General features: G+C 42.0%; 22 protein-coding genes and 2 pseudogenes. 7 read left to right on the top strand and 17 right to left on the bottom strand.

Features of this window, described 5'->3' with window-relative positions:
* Positions 1-4 precede the first annotated feature (4 nt).
* The 13 genes from OOJ59_RS24970 to OOJ59_RS24910 all read right to left on the bottom strand — a co-directional run bounded on the left by OOJ59_RS24970 (position 5) and on the right by OOJ59_RS24910 (position 9,363).
* Positions 5-2,764: a VirB3 family type IV secretion system protein gene (locus tag OOJ59_RS24970; protein WP_044715159.1), complete on the bottom strand. Its 2,760-nt coding sequence runs from the start codon at positions 2,762-2,764 to the stop codon at positions 5-7.
* Positions 2,765-2,785: 21 nt separating this feature from the next.
* A complete protein-coding gene (locus OOJ59_RS24965; protein ID WP_044715156.1) occupies positions 2,786-3,076 on the bottom strand; it encodes a TrbC/VirB2 family protein in 291 nt (96 codons plus the stop codon).
* Positions 3,060-3,704 (bottom strand): lytic transglycosylase domain-containing protein, encoded by a 645-nt coding sequence (locus tag OOJ59_RS24960; protein ID WP_044715155.1) that lies wholly within the window; start codon positions 3,702-3,704, stop codon positions 3,060-3,062. Before OOJ59_RS24960 ends, OOJ59_RS24965 begins: the two co-directional genes overlap by 17 nt.
* A 223-nt stretch (positions 3,705-3,927) precedes the next feature.
* On the bottom strand, positions 3,928-4,419 hold the full coding sequence (locus tag OOJ59_RS24955; RefSeq protein ID WP_044715152.1) for a transcription termination/antitermination NusG family protein: 492 nt from the start codon (positions 4,417-4,419) through the stop codon (positions 3,928-3,930).
* A 355-nt stretch (positions 4,420-4,774) separates the two neighbouring features.
* The gene (mobP1, locus tag OOJ59_RS24950; protein WP_044864205.1) at positions 4,775-5,935 is read right to left on the bottom strand and encodes a MobP1 family relaxase; all 1,161 of its coding nucleotides are present in this window, start codon (positions 5,933-5,935) and stop codon (positions 4,775-4,777) included.
* Between the two features lie 2 nt (positions 5,936-5,937).
* Complete coding sequence (gene ddp1, locus OOJ59_RS24945; protein WP_044715148.1) at positions 5,938-6,486, bottom strand: DNA distortion polypeptide 1; 549 nt, start codon at positions 6,484-6,486, stop codon at positions 5,938-5,940.
* A gap of 327 nt (positions 6,487-6,813) precedes the next feature.
* Positions 6,814-7,071, bottom strand: a complete 258-nt coding sequence (locus tag OOJ59_RS24940; protein ID WP_044715147.1) for a hypothetical protein — start codon at positions 7,069-7,071, stop codon at positions 6,814-6,816.
* Between the two features lie 15 nt (positions 7,072-7,086).
* On the bottom strand, positions 7,087-7,236 hold the full coding sequence (locus OOJ59_RS24935; protein ID WP_162852120.1) for a hypothetical protein: 150 nt from the start codon (positions 7,234-7,236) through the stop codon (positions 7,087-7,089).
* A gap of 77 nt (positions 7,237-7,313) precedes the next feature.
* Positions 7,314-7,655 carry a hypothetical protein gene (locus tag OOJ59_RS24930; protein ID WP_059347451.1) on the bottom strand — a complete coding sequence of 114 codons (342 nt, stop codon included), beginning with the start codon at positions 7,653-7,655 and terminating at the stop codon, positions 7,314-7,316.
* Positions 7,656-7,751: 96 nt separating this feature from the next.
* Positions 7,752-7,991, bottom strand: coding sequence for a hypothetical protein (locus OOJ59_RS24925; RefSeq protein WP_044715143.1), 240 nt, complete (start codon positions 7,989-7,991; stop codon positions 7,752-7,754).
* Complete coding sequence (locus OOJ59_RS24920) at positions 7,984-8,250, bottom strand: hypothetical protein (RefSeq protein WP_044715141.1); 267 nt, start codon at positions 8,248-8,250, stop codon at positions 7,984-7,986. Before OOJ59_RS24920 ends, OOJ59_RS24925 begins: the two co-directional genes overlap by 8 nt.
* 11 nt (positions 8,251-8,261) lie before the next feature.
* Positions 8,262-8,804 carry a hypothetical protein gene (locus OOJ59_RS24915; RefSeq protein ID WP_268063530.1) on the bottom strand — a complete coding sequence of 181 codons (543 nt, stop codon included), beginning with the start codon at positions 8,802-8,804 and terminating at the stop codon, positions 8,262-8,264.
* A 43-nt stretch (positions 8,805-8,847) separates the two neighbouring features.
* Positions 8,848-9,363, bottom strand: a complete 516-nt coding sequence (locus OOJ59_RS24910; protein WP_044715137.1) for a DnaJ domain-containing protein — start codon at positions 9,361-9,363, stop codon at positions 8,848-8,850.
* A 190-nt stretch (positions 9,364-9,553) separates the two neighbouring features.
* Between OOJ59_RS24910 and OOJ59_RS24905 the strand changes: the two genes are divergently transcribed.
* From OOJ59_RS24905 to ddp1 (OOJ59_RS24890), 4 genes are all read left to right on the top strand, one after another.
* Entirely contained in the window at positions 9,554-9,772 is a 219-nt protein-coding gene (locus OOJ59_RS24905) for a hypothetical protein (RefSeq protein ID WP_044715134.1), read from the top strand.
* 1,138 nt (positions 9,773-10,910) lie between these two features.
* Positions 10,911-11,798, top strand: coding sequence for a replication initiation protein (locus tag OOJ59_RS24900; RefSeq protein ID WP_225622177.1), 888 nt, complete (start codon positions 10,911-10,913; stop codon positions 11,796-11,798).
* Between the two features lie 8 nt (positions 11,799-11,806).
* Positions 11,807-12,250, top strand: coding sequence for a hypothetical protein (locus OOJ59_RS24895; RefSeq protein WP_044715130.1), 444 nt, complete (start codon positions 11,807-11,809; stop codon positions 12,248-12,250).
* Positions 12,251-12,423: 173 nt separating this feature from the next.
* Positions 12,424-12,780 (top strand): DNA distortion polypeptide 3, encoded by a 357-nt coding sequence (ddp1, locus tag OOJ59_RS24890; RefSeq protein WP_172691581.1) that lies wholly within the window; start codon positions 12,424-12,426, stop codon positions 12,778-12,780.
* Here ddp1 (OOJ59_RS24890) and OOJ59_RS24885 read toward each other — a convergent pair.
* The 3 genes from OOJ59_RS24885 to OOJ59_RS24875 form a co-directional block, all read right to left on the bottom strand.
* The gene (locus OOJ59_RS24885) at positions 12,777-13,754 is read right to left on the bottom strand and encodes a DUF6685 family protein (RefSeq protein ID WP_044715124.1); all 978 of its coding nucleotides are present in this window, start codon (positions 13,752-13,754) and stop codon (positions 12,777-12,779) included. The two genes, ddp1 (OOJ59_RS24890) and OOJ59_RS24885, sit on opposite strands and share 4 nt — an antisense overlap.
* A 24-nt stretch (positions 13,755-13,778) precedes the next feature.
* Entirely contained in the window at positions 13,779-14,060 is a 282-nt protein-coding gene (locus tag OOJ59_RS24880; protein ID WP_044715122.1) for a hypothetical protein, read from the bottom strand.
* A 96-nt stretch (positions 14,061-14,156) separates the two neighbouring features.
* The gene (locus OOJ59_RS24875; protein WP_044715119.1) at positions 14,157-14,819 is read right to left on the bottom strand and encodes a nucleotide-binding protein; all 663 of its coding nucleotides are present in this window, start codon (positions 14,817-14,819) and stop codon (positions 14,157-14,159) included.
* Positions 14,820-15,155: 336 nt separating this feature from the next.
* Here OOJ59_RS24875 and OOJ59_RS24870 point away from each other — a divergent pair, with 336 nt between their 5' ends.
* Together OOJ59_RS24870 and OOJ59_RS24865 are read left to right on the top strand one after the other, a co-directional pair.
* Entirely contained in the window at positions 15,156-15,803 is a 648-nt protein-coding gene (locus OOJ59_RS24870; RefSeq protein ID WP_024262784.1) for a recombinase family protein, read from the top strand.
* Between the two features lie 295 nt (positions 15,804-16,098).
* Positions 16,099-16,563, top strand: a pseudogene (locus OOJ59_RS24865) (IS5-like element IS5B family transposase); the annotation flags it as partial.
* Positions 16,564-16,796: 233 nt separating this feature from the next.
* On the opposite strand, the gene OOJ59_RS24860 reads toward OOJ59_RS24865, so the two are convergent.
* Positions 16,797-17,165, bottom strand: coding sequence for a hypothetical protein (locus tag OOJ59_RS24860; protein WP_032242306.1), 369 nt, complete (start codon positions 17,163-17,165; stop codon positions 16,797-16,799).
* A gap of 144 nt (positions 17,166-17,309) precedes the next feature.
* Here OOJ59_RS24860 and OOJ59_RS24855 point away from each other — a divergent pair.
* Positions 17,310-17,434, top strand: a pseudogene (locus OOJ59_RS24855) (transposase); the annotation flags it as partial.

Below are 17,434 nucleotides of genomic sequence, written 5' to 3'. Positions count from 1 at the left end.
CACCTTAATTAATTCCACGATTGGCACGTTCAAGATAGATATCAATCCAGTCTTCCGGTTTCATCCCTTCTTTCCAGATTTCATCGAACAGCTCCAGCTGCTCCGTAGAAGCACTTAAAATCGGGAGATAATAAGCGGCTTTACCCAGATCTAACTTTGCAAAGGCTGCAAAGTCATCGCGTTCGCCCTGCCGCTGTGGGTTTTTGACCACCATGAACTGACGCGAAAGCGGGTCAATAGCTTTAATTTTGTCAAAATAAAGCTCTTTTACCTGTAGGCCGTCGACATATTCCCCACGCTTGGCTTTAGGATTTGCAAGATAGATATGTGTGGCACACTGTTCACGAACAGCAGCTGCTATCGGCGTTTTAATCAGCTCATCCGGCGACTGCGTAGCGACAACGAGCACCATATCCAGCTTACGTCCAGTCTTGAGTTTGTTATAAACGAAATCCCTGAAAGCATCGTTGTTCAGCCACTGCCAGAACTCATCCATATAAATAATGAGTCGTCGGCCGTCGGCCAGCATTGTTACGCGATAAATCAGATAAAACGAAGCTACCGGGGCAACAACTTTATCATCCAGAAATTCCGTACCATCAACACCAAAAACATCCAGATTGGATACGTCAAAAGTATCTGTGCGATTATCAATGACCCAGCCGTATTCACCTCCCTGTTTCCACGCTTTAAGACGAGCCTTGATACCATGACGCTTAGTTTCTGCATCATCTGGTTCAAGAATAAGCGGAATAAGTTTGCTGACAGGGAATGAACGATCTTCCCTTGCCATTAAACGCTCAACTGCATCTGAAATCAGGCCGTTCTGGTAATCATCCAGGGTATTGTTATTAAGCGTACAAATCAGTCTTATCAAATCCTTCATAAAAGCGATGTTACGCTTGGTTGGCTTCAGAGCCGCTGGATTCCACCCGGTCGGTGCGCCACCCTTAACCCGGTAATATTCACCTCCCATAGCGCGAATGCCGACTTCACCCGCCCTGTCTTTATCAAAAAAAACAGTGGTCAGTTTCCTGACCTTTCGGTTAGACGGAAAGGACTCCGGCGCACCGTACTGTTGTACGGCGTATGCTTTCGTCATTAAAAGGACAGTTTTACCTACGTTTGATGTCCCAAGAATTTCCGTATGTCCCAGCGTTGGGTTTTTACCAAAGAAATTCTGGTTTTCCGTGGTCATATGGTAGTTGAGGTGATAAATATCATTACCAGAACCGCGCAAGGTAATTAATCTGTCACCCCAGGTATTCCCTTTTTCTTTCCCTGTAAAGAAGTTATGGAAGCTTTCCATTTCAGCAAAATTAAGACTGCTAAGGGTACACAAGCGAGGGCGCAAGTTATAATTACCCGGTAACTGAGCAAAATACGCAGCCCCAAGACTCAGGGTCGAATATGTGATAATAAGCCCAAGGTCTTCAAGGGTTGTGGTCACTATATTGGTGTCTTTAACCAGACGTTCCGGCGTGTCAGCAAAAACAATCAGCGTCTGGTGACTCTTACCAAAAGAGTTGTAACCACTGGAAACCATATCCAGACCAACATGCAAATCAGCCAGCAATGATTTAGCCGCATCATCAGTCATCTCAAGCTTATCAATCTGATCGTCCAGCGCCTTGATGGAGGCTTGCTTATCCATCGTAGTGAAAGACGATGTAAAGACATATTCAACAGGGAGATACATCAGCGCATCAAAAATTCCGGCGTCCGTCTCCTGAAAGTAATCCTTTATTTCAATGCACCGGAAATATCTGGCGTGATCAGAAGCTGTAATTTGCCCTGCATCGTTACCGAAAAACAAGTCTTTACCGCCAAGATAAGTATAAAAAGGACTATTAGTTACTCTTACCTTTTGAAACTTCCCGGATAGCAGATACTGAAAAAGGGAAAGTTGGTCAGAAAATACCTTGCTATTTTCTTCAAACAAACCAAGACGGCGAGAGTGGAACCTGGACAGATAAGTATCAAGTCTGCCACAAATTTCGTTCATGTCGTTAATGGGTTCATCAAAAATATTTTTATTCCGCTTATTCCTTGAAAGAAAATGTGAAACTTTATCTTCAGCATTGAAAGGCTTATAACAGACTGTCAGATAAAGTTTGTTTTCAAAATATTCAGGCTCAGAAAGAGAACGGTAATAATCATTCATAACCCGGTTAACAAATGGGATTTTACTGTTAAATGAAGACTGAACCTCTTTCTTTACACGAACACGGTGTGTGTAGAACGTCACAGGCTTACCCTCAAAGCTTCGAATAAGCGTGTTGAGTTGGTCTGTCAGTAACGTCAGATCCTCCTCATCAACACATTCAAAGTAAGCGCCGTCAATATGCCAGGTAGCCAGCAAATCACGGCTTTTTGTGACGATTAGATTATCTGTGATATGAGAAGAGTACGGTATCAGCTCCTCAATAGAAGACTGGTCTTTCAGCTTCATAAAATTGTCCACTCTGGAAATATCAACTTCATCATACTGGCTCCCCGCATAATGGACGGCACTGAAGCGTTTGTTTGACAAGGGATGACCTTTGATTACAGTTCGTAGATAAAGCAGGTCAAAGAAACGCTCATCGATCTGTGTTACTCGCTTGATGGCATACCACCCTGGCAATATGAGTGCATACATTGCATCATGAATCCATACACCAAGTAATACAGAAATAAGGCACATTCCAAGGAAGGGGTAGAGCGGAACGCCCAACCCCCGGATTAAAGCGGGGCGTGTCAGCCCTTTAAAAAGAGTACTCATATTTACGCCCCTGAGATTAACTTATGACAACCAGTCCGGTACGTAAGGAGCAATGATAAAGATAATCATCCCGATAATCAGAGGATAAATCCATGTCATATGTTGACGTGCAAACAGCGCAATATATGCAATACCTAAGCAAATAATGGTGATTGCTGGTTTTCTCAAGTCAGTAAGGAAATCAATGATCTTTTGTAAAAAACCGGTAGTCTTTGTAGATACATCATCAGCAAAAGCTGGTTCCGCAACACAAAGCATTAAGGCAGCCATAAAGACAGTGAGTGTTAAGTAACGTTTATTCAGTTTCAACATCGTTTGTTTCCTTTTCATCTGATACGGTGCCACGCATGGCATATTTTGGATAAACAGTAGTTTCTTTTCGCGTAATGTCCTGTGTTGCAGTCTCCTTTCCTATTTCATCCTTAACCGATGGAACAGCCCATACCTTTTTGTTGTCTGGACGGCTATAACCAATACGCTGCGTATAGCTCGTATTATTAAAATTTGATTCAGATTTTTGCCCCGTCACAAAATTTCCAGAGTAATAACAACTAAGAGCGTTTTTTAAACTCCCTCCCCTTTGATAGCAATCAAGCATGATTTTTTCGAATACGGTAAGGTTTGTACACTGCGAGAAAAGTTTTTCTGCATTGACGCCATATTTAGAAAAATTAGTGCTTGTTATTTGCATAAGACCCGTTGAATAACGGTGATTTCTAGCTTCAATTTTTTTTATTATGCTTAGTGCATCCTCCTTAGAACTTGGGAAATAAGAAATTACGCCACTATCACCGGGCTTACGCTCACCTTTCGGTATAATCTCGGCTATAGCATAAGGATTAAAGCCAGATTCAACCCTTGCAACTTCATGAGCAGTATCAGGATGAACGCTGGCGGCGCATTGCATAGCAAGCGCGATAAAAGCTGAGGTAGATAACATTGATTACTCCCGGCCAGAACAGCACGGAACAGATCGGCAGAACGATTACTCTTCGGAGTCGATATCGGCTCCGTTTATGAGTTCATCTATTGCCTTTTGTGAACATGTTTTAATGAGATACTGCACAAAACCAGAGTCAGAAATACGCCTTCCCCGGCGGTAGCTAATCTCAACAGCGATTCGCTCAACTTCATCACGAACGTCAGAAGGGAGATAGAGGGTATTACGTTGAGGCTTGCGCTTGCTTGAAGTCTTTTTTCTGGTAACAGTCATTTTTCTTCCGTTTCATTTTGTGGGTTAAGCTTTTTTCTGTGATGTAGTTGAGCATGGCTATACTTCTCTTCCTTGGATCATCCATCAGCATTATTTCCACCAAACGGGGGGCGTTAGTATGGCTAAGTTGATTCCGTTCTCCTTGTTGTACGTTAAATATTTCCTCATCAGGTACAGGTAACGGCTCTCCACCAAAAGCAATAAACCGCTGAACATAAGGTAATGCGGTGATAGTAGATGAGTGAATTTTTTCAAAATCGGCCTGGATGAAAAGATACCCTGGGAAAAGTGGTAACAGCCTTTCTCTGAACGAGATTTGTTTATCCGGGCGGCGATACTTTTCTGAAATCATAGGGCAGTAGTAAGAAAAGTTATGCTGTTCAAGATGGGAGAAAACAGCAGCAAACCTCGTCGTAGTAAATTGCAAAACGTACCATTTCATAGATTTTTCCTTTCATGCGCTCTCTCGACTCGGATGACCCCGAAGTGGATAAGAAAAAGAAAAAGGACAAATTTTAATCTCGAAGTGACTTTATCAGCTACTTGTGCTGCTTTCAATTCGTTAAGTAGATCTTTCGATCGCCATAACTTCATATCGCACTTTGTTTATGCTGCAAAAATAACAATATTAAGATGATTTATCTTTATATATTACAAAAGACAGATCAAATGATCGTGATGGGATCTTTTCACAGATGACTTAACTAAAATTTTAAGCTGTAGTTGGTTTTTCTTTAAAATGGAGTTCGTGATAAAATAAATCGATCTTATTCAATGAGTTACAAGTGCTTTTGAAATTATCCTAATTTGATACCAATCTTCATCTTTTGTTCGTTCTGGAGCATCGCTTGTTTGATTTGGATGAACTGTTTCATCTGGAGCTGCTGCTTCTGAAGCATTGCAGCACTGTTAAGCACCAGTTCTTTACTTGATGAAGGGGTTCTATCGATACCTTTAACACCAAGATTATCAAGCTTCCACTCGTTACGATGGACTGTCTTCCAGCCATGTTGAACACCATGTTTATCAAGTGCAGGTATTTTTACTTCCTTTTGACCGAGTTTTTTAAGCTTAACAAGATCGCCCTTCTTAACATTTTCTCGTGATGTAAGATCGCCAAAATCAGCCCCCCAGTATGTCTTTTCAACCCCCTTGTTAAGGGTCTTCAGTTTCAAGAAATGCTGCTTCGGCTTCGTTTTATCATGCTGGTAATGGTCATAACCAACATCCACAACCTCATAAACGCCCTTCTGTCGCTTAGGAGCGGTACTGTGAGCATCCCTGATAGACTGATTAAGTCCTTGCTGCTGCCTGTGTGTTGCCTTAACGTCATAACCTTTAAGTTTTAGCTCTTCGCAAAAACCAGTTCTAATCTCCCTTAAATCCTTCTTTCTTATATCGGTACGCTTTCCATCTTCATCACGGATACGGAAAACAACATGAACATGAGGATGGTCTTTTTTATCGTTATGATACCCAAGAACAAAGCGATGGTTTGGATACTTCTTGTGCATCGTTTTTCTGACTGACTCAAGCAAGTCTTCTGGTTTCACTTTTGCAGAGACAGGCGGTGAGAACACGATATTTTGTGTCACCTTTTTATTTTCTTTACCCTTATCGTTCATTACATTTTGAGGGTCGTTTGCACGATCTACCATGTGCTCTTTTGCTTCCTGTATCTCGTCACCTTTCCATACCTGGCCGCTTTCACTCATCACGGGCAATTCTGATTCCCGGCTCATATAGTCAATACTGTTTCTTATCCCTTGTCGGGTGATTGCACCGCCTGATATTTTTACAACCACTTCCTTACTGGCACCCTTTCGGTTGATACGTTCCTGTACGTTACGCTGATAGTTCTTACCACCATTTTTCACTTTATGGGCAAAAGCAGATTTGCGGCCAGCTTCAGAGGATTTACGTTTGACCCGGTATTCTTTATCAACGGAAACGCCCATTATTACACCTCCACCTTATTAGATACAGTTCGACCTTTGCATAACATTATGTAGTTTTCAAACTCACTTTTAAGATTAATGATTTCTGTTTCAAGCTTTTCTGCATCCTGATAGAACCCATCTTTATCAAGAACTCTTGCCTGATCATTAAGGATGATGTAGTGAAAATTCCGGCCTACTTTATCGATAGCATTGCGACACCGATTCATCATAAGAAGTTCTTGATCAAAGAAATCCAGTTCATTATCTAAGGTGGTCTGAATACGGTAGCGGCACTCTCTGGACAAAGTCCATCCATGACGCTTTGCGGCTTTTTCTATTTTATTCCGCTGTTTCATTGTTAAATACATTGTAGTTTTGATAAAATCATTAGTATCTGGCATAAAGTTATCATTATCATCTTCTGTTACTTTGCTTTTAAGTAAAGCACTGGCAAGCAATTTCATGCCTTTAGCAACAGTTAAACCAGGCTCATCTGGATAAATAACCTTCAGACATTCAAGTAGATTATCATGCTGTTTTTCTTCTAGTCTGAAATTAATTTGCTTCATAAATCCTCCAACAAGAACCGACTGTAGGTCACCGGGCAAACGAGTAAAATGCTAGCATTTTGCGGCGTTTGCCCTATCCTGCATCGCTTTGATCTAGCACTAGTCTTGAATTGTGCTTCAGCGTCGAGGAAAAAGCAAAACTGAAGGGCTGTCATGGCTGAAGGTTTCGCTTGTCTACGACCGGAAACATCTCAATGGCTGTGAGCTATGTGGGATAAGGTTCGCTACGCGAACGGTCTGGCAGGGGGCGCAAGCGCTGTCTTGCAGAGTATATAAAAAAGCACCTCCCGCAAACGGGAGGGCTTCGGCGATTCATGACGTGTGAAACTATTCAGGGTCTGGTGTGTCGCCTACCATGCCCTGACGGGCATCACACAACCAGCGGCGTAAGTTGCTCATTCTTTCCCTGTTTGCGTGGCTTGGTCTTTTCCCTCTGTTTCCGGTTAAAACTCTCCAAACCCTCAGCCCTTCTTTATTCGTCCAGTGAATGACTATTTCACCTTTACTGTTGAATGCAAGGGAAAAACGAACCGCACCTTCTTTTTGTTGATCACTGATAAAAGTTAAAAACTCCTGCTTTGTCATAAAACCTCCAATGTTTCATTTACCAGTGAATCTATGCGCTCGTCTTTCCAGCGCTTTTTTGAGCTGATCCATGAACTCAGGGAATGCAGAGAACGGCATGATGGGAAAGACAGGGCGAGCGCCCTTTTCAACAGCCTGTATTGCTGATAGCATACGTTCCGACATTAGATATTCCTCGCGTGGGAATGAGTGTCACGGTATCAGGTTGCTCCAACAACCTGATACCACCTTCTTTTAAAACATCAGTTTTTATTCAAAAGATTAATCACCTCTCTTTTAGCTTCATTCTGCTCCTTCGTTGTGAAGGCAAAATTGAACCATGATTCAATCTCTCTTAAAACGCCTTCTTTTGACAGGCCACATTCGTTGAACCAGAATGTTACGTTCTTTTTAAGTGAGTTAATCGCGCTAAGTTCGTTGTTATCTACTTCGCGAACAGACAAAGTAATGTAACCACGACCCCGGTTTTTTTCTTCGAATGTATGAATGGCAAGAAAAAGTGTTTCTGACTGGATGAAGGATATGCAGTTTATGGTTTCTTTTTTAACGTTTACTGATTTAAAATCGATGGCATAAGTTTTCATTTTTACTCCCGCCCGTTTGGGCTACTGGATTAAGGCAAGGAATCATTCCTAACCAACAAATTCAGTATACCATCATATGATGGTAATGCAATTATTTTAATCCCTTTCTTTTAGAATTTCTCCACGCTTTACAAGTTGGTAAACAGGATGTTCATCAGCCAGGAGTAAAAGCATTTCATAAGTACCGGCTGCTAAACCGCGTGAAGTTTTTCCGGTAGTTTCTTTAGCCTGCCATGCTGACAAAGTGAAGCCAAAACGATCTGCGGCTTCCTGCTGTGTAAATCCAGCTTTAATGCGAGCGTTTTTCACCTCTTCCGGCGTTGGTTTATCAATCATATTTTTTCACCTTCAACAATGTATCGACACAAAATTGCAATAATATTGGGTCTTCAATTTCATTCTTTACCCTATCAAATTCATCTTTGAAAAAAGACTGCTGATAAACAATCTTTTTTGTTGTTTTCTTTTCAGATTCTTTTGCTCTAACCTTCATCAGTTTTTCCAGCTCGATGAAGATGCGTCCTGAATCTTCAGAAACAACAATTCTGTATGTAACATTACCTTTGTTTTTTCTGTCACTCAGTATTTCATCCATTATAATTACCTTCATAGTTGTTTAATTAAGCCGGATAACTTTACGAGCTGATCTATGTCCAATCCCCGAATCAGGACTTCATAACCATCACCACGCTCTGTCACATGCCCATTCAAACCATTTACAGCTTTAAACCCTGTTAACGTTCCGTGCCAGTTTTCAAGCTTAACAAGTTGTGACAACATGCCTTTCAGTATTTGCCTTTCTTCCCGCTCTTTCTGTAGTTTCTTCTCATACTCTCGCGAAGTTTCAACATCCTGTAATGCATTTATAAGTATTTTCTTTTCAATATCTGCGGCTATCTCTACGGGGTTACGCTGTGGTGATACAGTGCATGTATGACATGGACTACGCCAGTTACGGCTATCCACGCTGCCTATGATAGCTAACCTTCCTTTGTCCATTCGAATGTGTACAGAATAATTTTTAAATCGTGGCGACGTTAGTTTTATACGATATTGACAATCATCCAGCAGGTTTACGTGCCAGCCGTTCCCCAGGATACGGCAGACGATTTCAAAAACAGGCCGATAGAGCAAGAAAAATGATTTCATAAACTCACCTTTAAAGTGTTGGGGGCTTTCGCCCCCGTTTTAACTATGCTCTGTTTTCTACTTTCTGCCTGCCAGCTGCTTTACGCTTCCCGGCAGTGCCGTACATCTCGCGGATTTCATCAATACTGTGTTCTTTTCGGTTCCAGCGGCTCTTATGTTCTTCAGGACGGTAAAACCACTGTTTTTTCTTCGCTGCCCATTTGCAACCTATTTCTTTCAACGTGTCTTTATGTTCGCGAGTTTCACCACTAATCCAGATCCAGTTGCCTATAACTTCATAAACTAAACCTGATAACCCGGTGAGTACGTTCAACACGCTTTCCATATCGTCACCGTAGTTATAGTGTGCGTTTTCATCGGTGCTCTGAAACGAATTAATTTTATCGATGTTTGCCATCAGAAAATCAAAAGCAGCGTTTACAGCTTTCATCAGTTCAGCGCCTAACGGATTACGGTCTGGATGATATTTTAAAGCCGCTTTTTTATATGCAGCCTTGATATCCTTTTCAGTCAATTCACCAGATAAACCAAAGACGTTTAATGCTTCCTGAATGTTCATGCTTTTCTCCCGCCCGTTTGGGCTGCTGGATTAAGGTAGGGAGCCATTCCCAACCAACAAATTCAGTATACCATCATATGATGGTAATGCAATTGTTTTTGATTGCTTTGTAGTGTAAAGACACTATAAAGACAGCGAATGCTTTACGCTGTTGAACCGTGTTTCAAAGAGGCGCGAACTGTGTCACATTTTGCATACTCGTTACATCGCGCCGGGGACGTTCGCCAGTATTGGCGAACCAACAAGCCTGGATATGAGCAATAACCTCCTCTCCCCTGCTAAGCCAATTTCTGACTATCAGACGGCGTTTAGCCTGTCGCAGTTAGCGCGTGAGCTGGCGAACGGTACGCCGGGGCAGTGTGAAGCACTGGCGCGGGGCGCTGTATCTGCGCGTTATGAGGTGCGTTAGCAGCGCATTACGTGGCGAGTAGCTGAAACCAATTGATGCCTGACGAACTCTGACAGCAAAAAAACAATCAGGCCGCCAGCTGCTGGGCGACAATAGCCAGCAAAAAGTAACTGGCCATCATTGCCGGTCGTAAAATTTTGCTGGCATCCCATGTAAGCGGAGTTCACTCCTGGTCAATTTCCAGCTTGTTACGTTAAACGAGCTGTATGCTGTTCTAAGCGGGTTTACCCCGTTCTGCTGAACCCTCGTCGGGGTAAACTCACTTAAAACGCCTCTGAGGGCTTCTGAGTGCGTTTTAGTGCTGGATCTAAAAAGGATCACTCCACGATCCTTTCCCGTTTTTTACGCATAACTTAAAAATCATCTTACTTTTAAGTTATCTTTGCTCAATGTATCTCTTTGATTTAACAGTTTAAAACATCTCTTTTTTTTGAGTTAAAATTCTTCTCACCTTTTCTCAGACCTAGGTGATCGAGAGACGGCACCGCTCGCCGCAGTCTTTGGCTGAGGCGTACCGCAGGAGCATAGCGACGAGGAACGAACAGCCAAAGCGAGGAAGCGGAATATCTGCTGCTCTGACAGAGAGCACGTACACTCAATGGCTAAAATATGAACACCTTATGTTTTGCTCCAACTTCCGAAGGTTAGAAGGATCTATCCTCTGGGTTTATGCTGAGTTATCCACAGGTACTGTGCATTAAAAGCCTTATATATATTTTCTTTTCTTAAAGATCTTAAAGAATTAGAGGTTTTTAATTATCTGATATATATAGGAAAAATAAGCTAAACATGATGGTGGATGCGACGAAACATGATGATAAATGCGATTAAACATGATGGGAAATGCGACGAGGCATGATGAAAAATGCGTTTTACCATGATGGAAAATGCGACGAAACATGATGGAAAATGCGACGCTATTAACAGCTTGATTTAAAAGCTTCATATCTGAAGATCTTTGTATGTGAAGTCATCAAGGCGTGCGTTTTATGAGCACATTGGCTGGAGCCTGTCTGGTTTAGCTGAGTCGCTAAGCGGACAAACATGATGATAAATGCGAATAAACATGATGGAAAAAATAACTTCATCATGTTAATGTGGCTACTCTTTAGTGAGAGGTTTTATGAGAATAAAAGTTATGAAAAATGTAACTGAAAAAACGAAGATTCGTCACAGGAACGAAATAAATAAAACTCTGGCTCAACTTCCATTGGCAGCCAAAAGGGTTCTGTGTCTGGCCTTGGTTTATGTTGATCCAAAAAAAGAAATGAGAATGGGGCAGACCTTTAAAATTCGGGCTGATATGTACGCAAAGATAGCCGGAATACATCCTTCTGTTGCTTATAAGCAAGTCAAGGAAGGTGCTGAATTGTTAAATGTCAGTAAACTTTCCCTTACGGGGAATGATATGAAGGAATTAGCAAAGGAACTTGGTCTTCCAAATTCAAAAAACATCGACCGCCTTGACTTATCGATTACTGATTATTGTGCATATAACCAAAATGAGGGATTTGTAATTCTAAGATTTGGATACACTATCACGCCTTATATATCAAGATTAATTGGGGCGGAAAATAAATTCACAACACAACTAATTGCGTCCTCATTAAAATTGAGAGGGGAGTATTCGTGGTCATTGTATCAGTTAATTAGGAAGAATTACTCAACGTTTAAAGGGAAAAATTCATTTAGCCTATCTCTGGAAGAGTTGAAGGATGAACTTATTGCTTACAATATTGATGATAATGGAGATATTATATATAAGTATCCAGAGTACCCTATATTCAAGCGAGAGGTAATAAATAAGGCCATCAAAGAAATAAAAGAAAAAACTGAGGTGACTTTCCTGTCTTGCGTTGTCGATGAAAAAGAAGGAAGGAAAGTTAGTAAGTTACGATTTGAATACGCTATAGATGAAGATAAATTTGCCGAATCAGGCTCTGATTTTCCTATAGAGTTATTTGACGATGATGATTCTGCTTTTCTTGAGGAGTTTGATAGAAAAGTACCACCCAAAAAGAAATGAGGTGAGTTATGGCTAAAATCTATGATTTCCCGCTGGGCGCAGAGCGAGACAAACTAAGGCATGAAATTGACAGGGAACGTAAAAAGCAACGTAGAGTAAAAACGGGCAATCCGTTTATCCGACACGTTAAATGGTTCTGTTTTTATCTTCGCCTTGTCACAGCTGGCGCACTGCATGTAGTTTCTGTTATTACCCTGGCTGTATTGGGGGCTTTCAGTAAGGCTATTTTCTGGATTGGCGGGATGGTTTGTGTCGTCACATGGTTTCACCTTGAGCGCCAGTTCTGGACGCCACATAATTTCACGATCCCTGTTATCGTAAGCCTGTGGGGATTGAGTTTGTTTGCCACTCCCCTAATGGAGATGATAAACAAAAAAATGCCGTGGTATCGTCTCCTGGTTCCTGATGCGAAAGAAGCAAGCACGGAGACACCTGATGATGAGTCGCGGTGAACCAGTCGCAAGCTGCCTGCTTGCACTGTGCATGTTTGCCTTATACCATCGGTTTAGCATAGTGCGCGATGTGAGTTCTTTTCAATGCGATTCAGGATAGGGCAAACGCCGCAAAATGCTAGCATTTTACTCGTTTGCCCGGTGACCTACAGTCGGTTCTTGTTGGAGGATTTATGAAGTTTGATGTAAAAGAGTTTATTAATGATAAATACGCAAAAGCTATTAATATTTTAAAGGAAAACCTCAAAGAAAACTATCATGTTTTTTATGGGATCAGATTGAGTGAAATTCTTTTTCCTGCCAGTGAGTATGGCTCTGATGCTTTCTTTAAAGAATTTGAATCAATTAACAGTGTAATACTACCATTAGTAATCTTTGATTTAACACAACGCAAGCCAATGATGATTATCAGCTTCGATAAGATATCTGATGCCAGTTTGTTGGCAGGGACGGGTATTGTGGTTCTTGAATGTATGGCTCTGTCCGATCTTCTGACAAATGATAATATTGCTATTTTATATAAAATCTAAGAATCTTCTCTCAGTTTATACTTTCTGCTAGGGTCACCAAGTGTTATCGAGTTTAGTTCATGTGAATAATGGTGTGTATGGTAATGCGCTGGATTTTTCAGATAATCGGGGAATGATATTATTTTCCCGCAACTAATTGCAGAATAGAACCAGTTACGGAAAGTTTTGTCATTTGTTTTTAGTGCATGTTTTGGAATAAAAACTAATTTAATACTGGAAACGTAATTGACAGGATTAAGTATAGTATATCTGTTTTCTACAAACTCTTTTAAAGCATCTATAAATTCATATTCTGATGTATAAATTTCTGTCTTATTACTAGGGCGTTTTATCTGGAATATGAATGAATAGTAGTTCTGGTCAAGTATTTCAACGGTGTTTGAATTTATGCTCAGTTGTTCAATAACCGCTTCTCGTTTATACTCTAATTTGTCTCTGACAGATTGATATACAACCATTGCTGCATGATGTGAACCACCACTGTTTGAAGCTACATAGCGGTCAAGCCAGGAGTAATATGTAACATTGATAGAATCGCGAGGGTTGAAACCTTCATGCTCAATGTGCCATATATTATCCTCCCAGTCTGAAATGTTTTCAGCTTTCAGGTTTTTGGCGGGATACATCCCCTCCCCCCATGAGTAAAGGTTTTTGAACCAACTACCATTTATTACCTTGTTCCATCCACAACCGAAACTTTTCGAGGCAGTCAGAGACTGTAATTTGTTAAAATCGAAATCCAGAGAGTGTTTTTTATCTGTAGTTATTATGTTACTCAGAATCTCAGCCAGATCCCTGTCAATATATCTCAGTGAGTATTCGCTAAATATATTTTCAAGCTGCAATATGGTGTCTGCATCCGCTGTAGGTTCAACTAACTTAATATCAGCAAGATTTTTAAACGTTGCAGCGGTCAGCTTATGGTGATCTGTCAACCTGTAGAGTTGACAGATTAATTCGGTTAAATATCTCATAGATTATCATCCATGCTTCTATGGTTAGAATTTTGCTGATTCCAGTAACCAGTGGTTTTTCTGGTTTTCGTCCAGATTATCAAATGCGGCCAGCGCTGCCTTTAGAACGGTTGTCCTGCTCTGTCCTGTTCTGATCGCCTCAGCCTCTAGGATATCGTCAAAGGCTTCAGAAAGCCGGAAATTAACCAGCTTCGCTTTACCTGGTGTTGGCTTCCTTGTGGCTCCAGAGATAAAGCGTGCTGTTTCTGCGTTTGTTGCCTGTTCTTCTGTCGCCGGAACGGTTGGCGTTTTCAATTTTAAAACCATACAAAATCCTCATTAAAGACACTATCTAAGTGTAAATACTATAGTGTCTTTATGTTGTCTTTACAATGTAAATTTCTATGTATTCGATTGAAATATTTAGATTATCCCTATTTCCTGGGCGACTAATTCTATCTGTGCTTTTGCTGTTGTCAGACTGGAGGCGCGGCTTACATCATGTACCCCTGCCCCTTCATTGCAGGCGCTTTCAAACACATCCAATTCTGACATGCGGTTTTTTAGTGGCTGTATCCAGACGTCGTCTGAGCGTAATAATTTATCCAGCTCAATAGCGGCTTTTCTGTGGCGTGGCTTGCTTGGGTTTATTCTGGTAAGTAATACCCAGGGTTGCAGGGCTGCGTTTGATTTCTGAGCCATGCGGACTTTCTCGGTTACGCTCGTCAGTGTTTCACTTTCAAAGTCAGATGACGCTTTAACCAGAGTTATCATGATATCTGACACAGTCAGTGCGCTACGGAACTCAAGGCTGTCATGTCCGGGGCAGTCAACGATCAGAACATCGCACAGCTTGCTCAGGCGGTTAATCTCTTTGCTTACATTACCGTATGCCTCGTAGACTGGTACTGTTGGGAGGCTATTCTCCCTGCGTTTTTCATTCCAGCTGATAAGGTCATTGTTCTTATCGGTTTTAAGGATGATTACCGATTTTTCTCTGTTTGCCAGCATAGATGCTGTGTTAGCTGAGTAGGTGCTTTTCCCTACCCCGCCCTTATCTGAAACCACCAGTAAAATTTTTCCCATTTCCGCATCCTCGTATTTACGATGTAAAGCTTTTCATGTCTTTACGGTGTCTTTAACTTATAAAGATATAGGCGTCTTTATAGTGTCTTTATACTCTTTATGTTTTACGATGTAAATAGAGTATAAAGATAAGTGTGTCTTTATGTGTGCTTTACATGGTAAAGCTCATTATGGCTTTACGTTTGATTTACACCGTCTTTCTGATGTAACTGTAGGTGACGTGGTCACATAATGAATCATTTCTTTGGTTCGGTTTGAGTATGCCTTTAAAATACCATGCGAAACAGGTACTATATGGTTATGCTTTAATAACCTAAATTGAACTGGTTCGACATTGTGACTCATACCGTACCGCAAAGCTTTGTCCGGGCTTATTTACGCGCCTCAACATCTGAACAAGACGCTTCTCGCGCACTCGCTGCGATCGATAGCTTTGCTGATGAGCGTGGCCTTAACATCTGCAATTACTACATCGAGAATGAATCTGGTTCGCGGCTCGACCGACCGGAATTATTCAGACTGCTGAACGACTGCCGACAGAACGATATTCTCCTCATTGAAGATGTTGATCGGCTTTCACGCTTAACTGGTGAAGACTGGAACAGCCTGAAGAAGTTGATTCGCCAGAAGGATATTCGAGTGATGGCCATCAACGTACCGACAACCTGGATTGCTTCAGCGAGCCATGATTTTGATAGTCGCATGTTTGCTGCAATCAACGATATGTTGCTTGATATGCTGGCTGCTGTGGCTCGTCGTGATTATGAACAACGCCGGGAACGTCAAAGGCAGGGGATTAATAAAGCTCAAAAGGAGGGAAAATATAAGGGGCGTCAGGTCAATCAGGCTCGATACGATGCAATTAATCGGTTGCTCGATAGCGGTAGTTCTTGGAGCCAGGTTCAGAAAATTATGGCCTGTAGTCGAGGGACAATTAGTAGTGCTGTAAAATCGAGGGAAGATAAACGTGCTTTGAGTAAGTAGTTACAACACACAAGAAAATGTCTACTCGTCCTAGCTGGTTGGCTTGTGTGATTGTTCAATACGACACTAAGGCTAAAGGCTATGGGTAAAACCGATTCCTTGTGTGTTGTAACTAAAGTTCCTTTTAACCGTTACTGCTTTTGGAGGATTAATCATGACAGCAGCCGCTAAATTCGATCACATCTTTGTGTCGGTTTCGCTTTATACGCTTGGAGTTGCAGTGCTAAGGAAGGTGCGAACAAGTCCCTGATATGAGATCATGTTTGTCATCTGGAGCCATGGAACAGGGTTCATCATGAGTCATCAACTTACCTTCGCCGACAGTGAATTCAGCAGTAAGCGCCGTCAGACCAGAAAAGAGATTTTCCTCTCCCGCATGGAGCAGATTCTGCCATGGCAAAACATGGTGGAAGTCATCGAGCCGTTTTACCCCAAGGCTGGTAATGGCCGGCGACCTTATCCGCTGGAAACCATGCTACGCATTCACTGCATGCAGCATTGGTACAACCTGAGCGATGGCGCGATGGAAGATGCTCTGTACGAAATCGCCTCCATGCGTCTGTTTGCCCGGTTATCCCTGGATAGCGCCTTGCCTGACCGCACCACCATCATGAATTTCCGCCACCTGCTGGAGCAGCATCAACTGGCCCGCCAATTGTTCAAGACCATCAATCGCTGGCTGGCCGAAGCAGGCGTCATGATGACTCAAGGCACCTTGGTCGATGCCACCATCATTGAGGCACCCAGCTCGACCAAGAACGGGTCCGCTTGGAAAAAGGAAATTATCCTACGTTAAGCGTTTTAAGCTAACGGGTGATTTCGTTCCATTGAGCGCGAACCCCTGACCGTAAGGGATGTACGAAATGATCCGGCTGTCCGTTAATGGTTTTGCTTACTTTCGGACATGTTGTCTACATGCTGTACGTAATCGTTCGGTTTCGGACGTTTAAGTCACATGCACGTTAACTGTCGGTATTCATCGCCTCACTAGTACTACTCTGCTAGTTCATCATGTTCTTCGAGAGCATATTCAAAATCGGCAACAAGCAAGAAATTTTCTATCCTATAAGCCTGATTTAACTTAATTCGTTGGTATCTTTCGTTCAATAATCGCCATGCTGTTTTCCGTAGTACCATCGGTACGGATTCATCTTTTAAAGTACGCATGAGCACAGAACAGGTTGTCAGAAAAGCAGCGTCCTTACGTTTTCGGTAATACGCATCAGTCGAACAAACCGCAATGATCTCGATTGATTCAGGGTGATGACAGATAGCATTAACCGTAGTTTGTTCATGTATCTGTGCCTTGAGTTCAGCCTGAATTTTTGATTGATGATACATAGCCTTGAGATAGCTAAACATGATTTCCCCATCGAACAGTAAGTCGTGTCAATTCCTAGAGTTAACACATTTCTGATCATGACTCACACGTTACGTTCAGTCGGTAGCCATCTGTGCAAAAAATGCGCTTAGCGTAGGATAATTTCCTTTTTCCAAGCGGACCCCAAGAACAAAGAGCAGCAACGCGATCCGGAGATGCATCAGACCAAGAAAGGCAATCAGTGGCACTTTGGCATGAAGGCCCACATTGGTGTCGATGCCAAGAGTGGCCTGACCCACAGCCTGGTCAC

The organism is Citrobacter sp. W9 (genome assembly GCF_026719375.1).
Taxonomy (GTDB): Bacteria; Pseudomonadota; Gammaproteobacteria; order Enterobacterales; family Enterobacteriaceae; genus Citrobacter; species Citrobacter werkmanii.
Note: the sequence above shows the minus strand (reverse complement) of the source record. Positions and strands in the feature narration are given on the sequence as shown.

Coding starts and splice junctions, on each gene's coding strand:
- OOJ59_RS24935 (WP_162852120.1), bottom strand. CDS start 7,236: ATGTCGGAACGTATGCTATCAGCAATACAGGCTGTTGAAAAGGGCGCT.
- OOJ59_RS24960 (WP_044715155.1), bottom strand. CDS start 3,704: ATGTTATCTACCTCAGCTTTTATCGCGCTTGCTATGCAATGCGCCGCC.
- OOJ59_RS24920 (WP_044715141.1), bottom strand. CDS start 8,250: ATGGATGAAATACTGAGTGACAGAAAAAACAAAGGTAATGTTACATAC.
- OOJ59_RS24925 (WP_044715143.1), bottom strand. CDS start 7,991: ATGATTGATAAACCAACGCCGGAAGAGGTGAAAAACGCTCGCATTAAA.
- OOJ59_RS24860 (WP_032242306.1), bottom strand. CDS start 17,165: ATGTTTAGCTATCTCAAGGCTATGTATCATCAATCAAAAATTCAGGCT.
- OOJ59_RS24895 (WP_044715130.1), top strand. CDS start 11,807: ATGGCTAAAATCTATGATTTCCCGCTGGGCGCAGAGCGAGACAAACTA.
- OOJ59_RS24900 (WP_225622177.1), top strand. CDS start 10,911: ATGAAAAATGTAACTGAAAAAACGAAGATTCGTCACAGGAACGAAATA.
- mobP1 (WP_044864205.1), bottom strand. CDS start 5,935: ATGGGCGTTTCCGTTGATAAAGAATACCGGGTCAAACGTAAATCCTCT.
- ddp1 (WP_172691581.1), top strand. CDS start 12,424: ATGAAGTTTGATGTAAAAGAGTTTATTAATGATAAATACGCAAAAGCT.
- OOJ59_RS24965 (WP_044715156.1), bottom strand. CDS start 3,076: ATGTTGAAACTGAATAAACGTTACTTAACACTCACTGTCTTTATGGCT.
- OOJ59_RS24970 (WP_044715159.1), bottom strand. CDS start 2,764: ATGAGTACTCTTTTTAAAGGGCTGACACGCCCCGCTTTAATCCGGGGG.
- OOJ59_RS24880 (WP_044715122.1), bottom strand. CDS start 14,060: ATGGTTTTAAAATTGAAAACGCCAACCGTTCCGGCGACAGAAGAACAG.
- OOJ59_RS24875 (WP_044715119.1), bottom strand. CDS start 14,819: ATGGGAAAAATTTTACTGGTGGTTTCAGATAAGGGCGGGGTAGGGAAA.
- OOJ59_RS24930 (WP_059347451.1), bottom strand. CDS start 7,655: ATGAAAACTTATGCCATCGATTTTAAATCAGTAAACGTTAAAAAAGAA.
- OOJ59_RS24910 (WP_044715137.1), bottom strand. CDS start 9,363: ATGAACATTCAGGAAGCATTAAACGTCTTTGGTTTATCTGGTGAATTG.
- OOJ59_RS24955 (WP_044715152.1), bottom strand. CDS start 4,419: ATGAAATGGTACGTTTTGCAATTTACTACGACGAGGTTTGCTGCTGTT.
- OOJ59_RS24940 (WP_044715147.1), bottom strand. CDS start 7,071: ATGACAAAGCAGGAGTTTTTAACTTTTATCAGTGATCAACAAAAAGAA.
- OOJ59_RS24915 (WP_268063530.1), bottom strand. CDS start 8,804: ATGAAATCATTTTTCTTGCTCTATCGGCCTGTTTTTGAAATCGTCTGC.
- ddp1 (WP_044715148.1), bottom strand. CDS start 6,486: ATGAAGCAAATTAATTTCAGACTAGAAGAAAAACAGCATGATAATCTA.
- OOJ59_RS24885 (WP_044715124.1), bottom strand. CDS start 13,754: ATGAGATATTTAACCGAATTAATCTGTCAACTCTACAGGTTGACAGAT.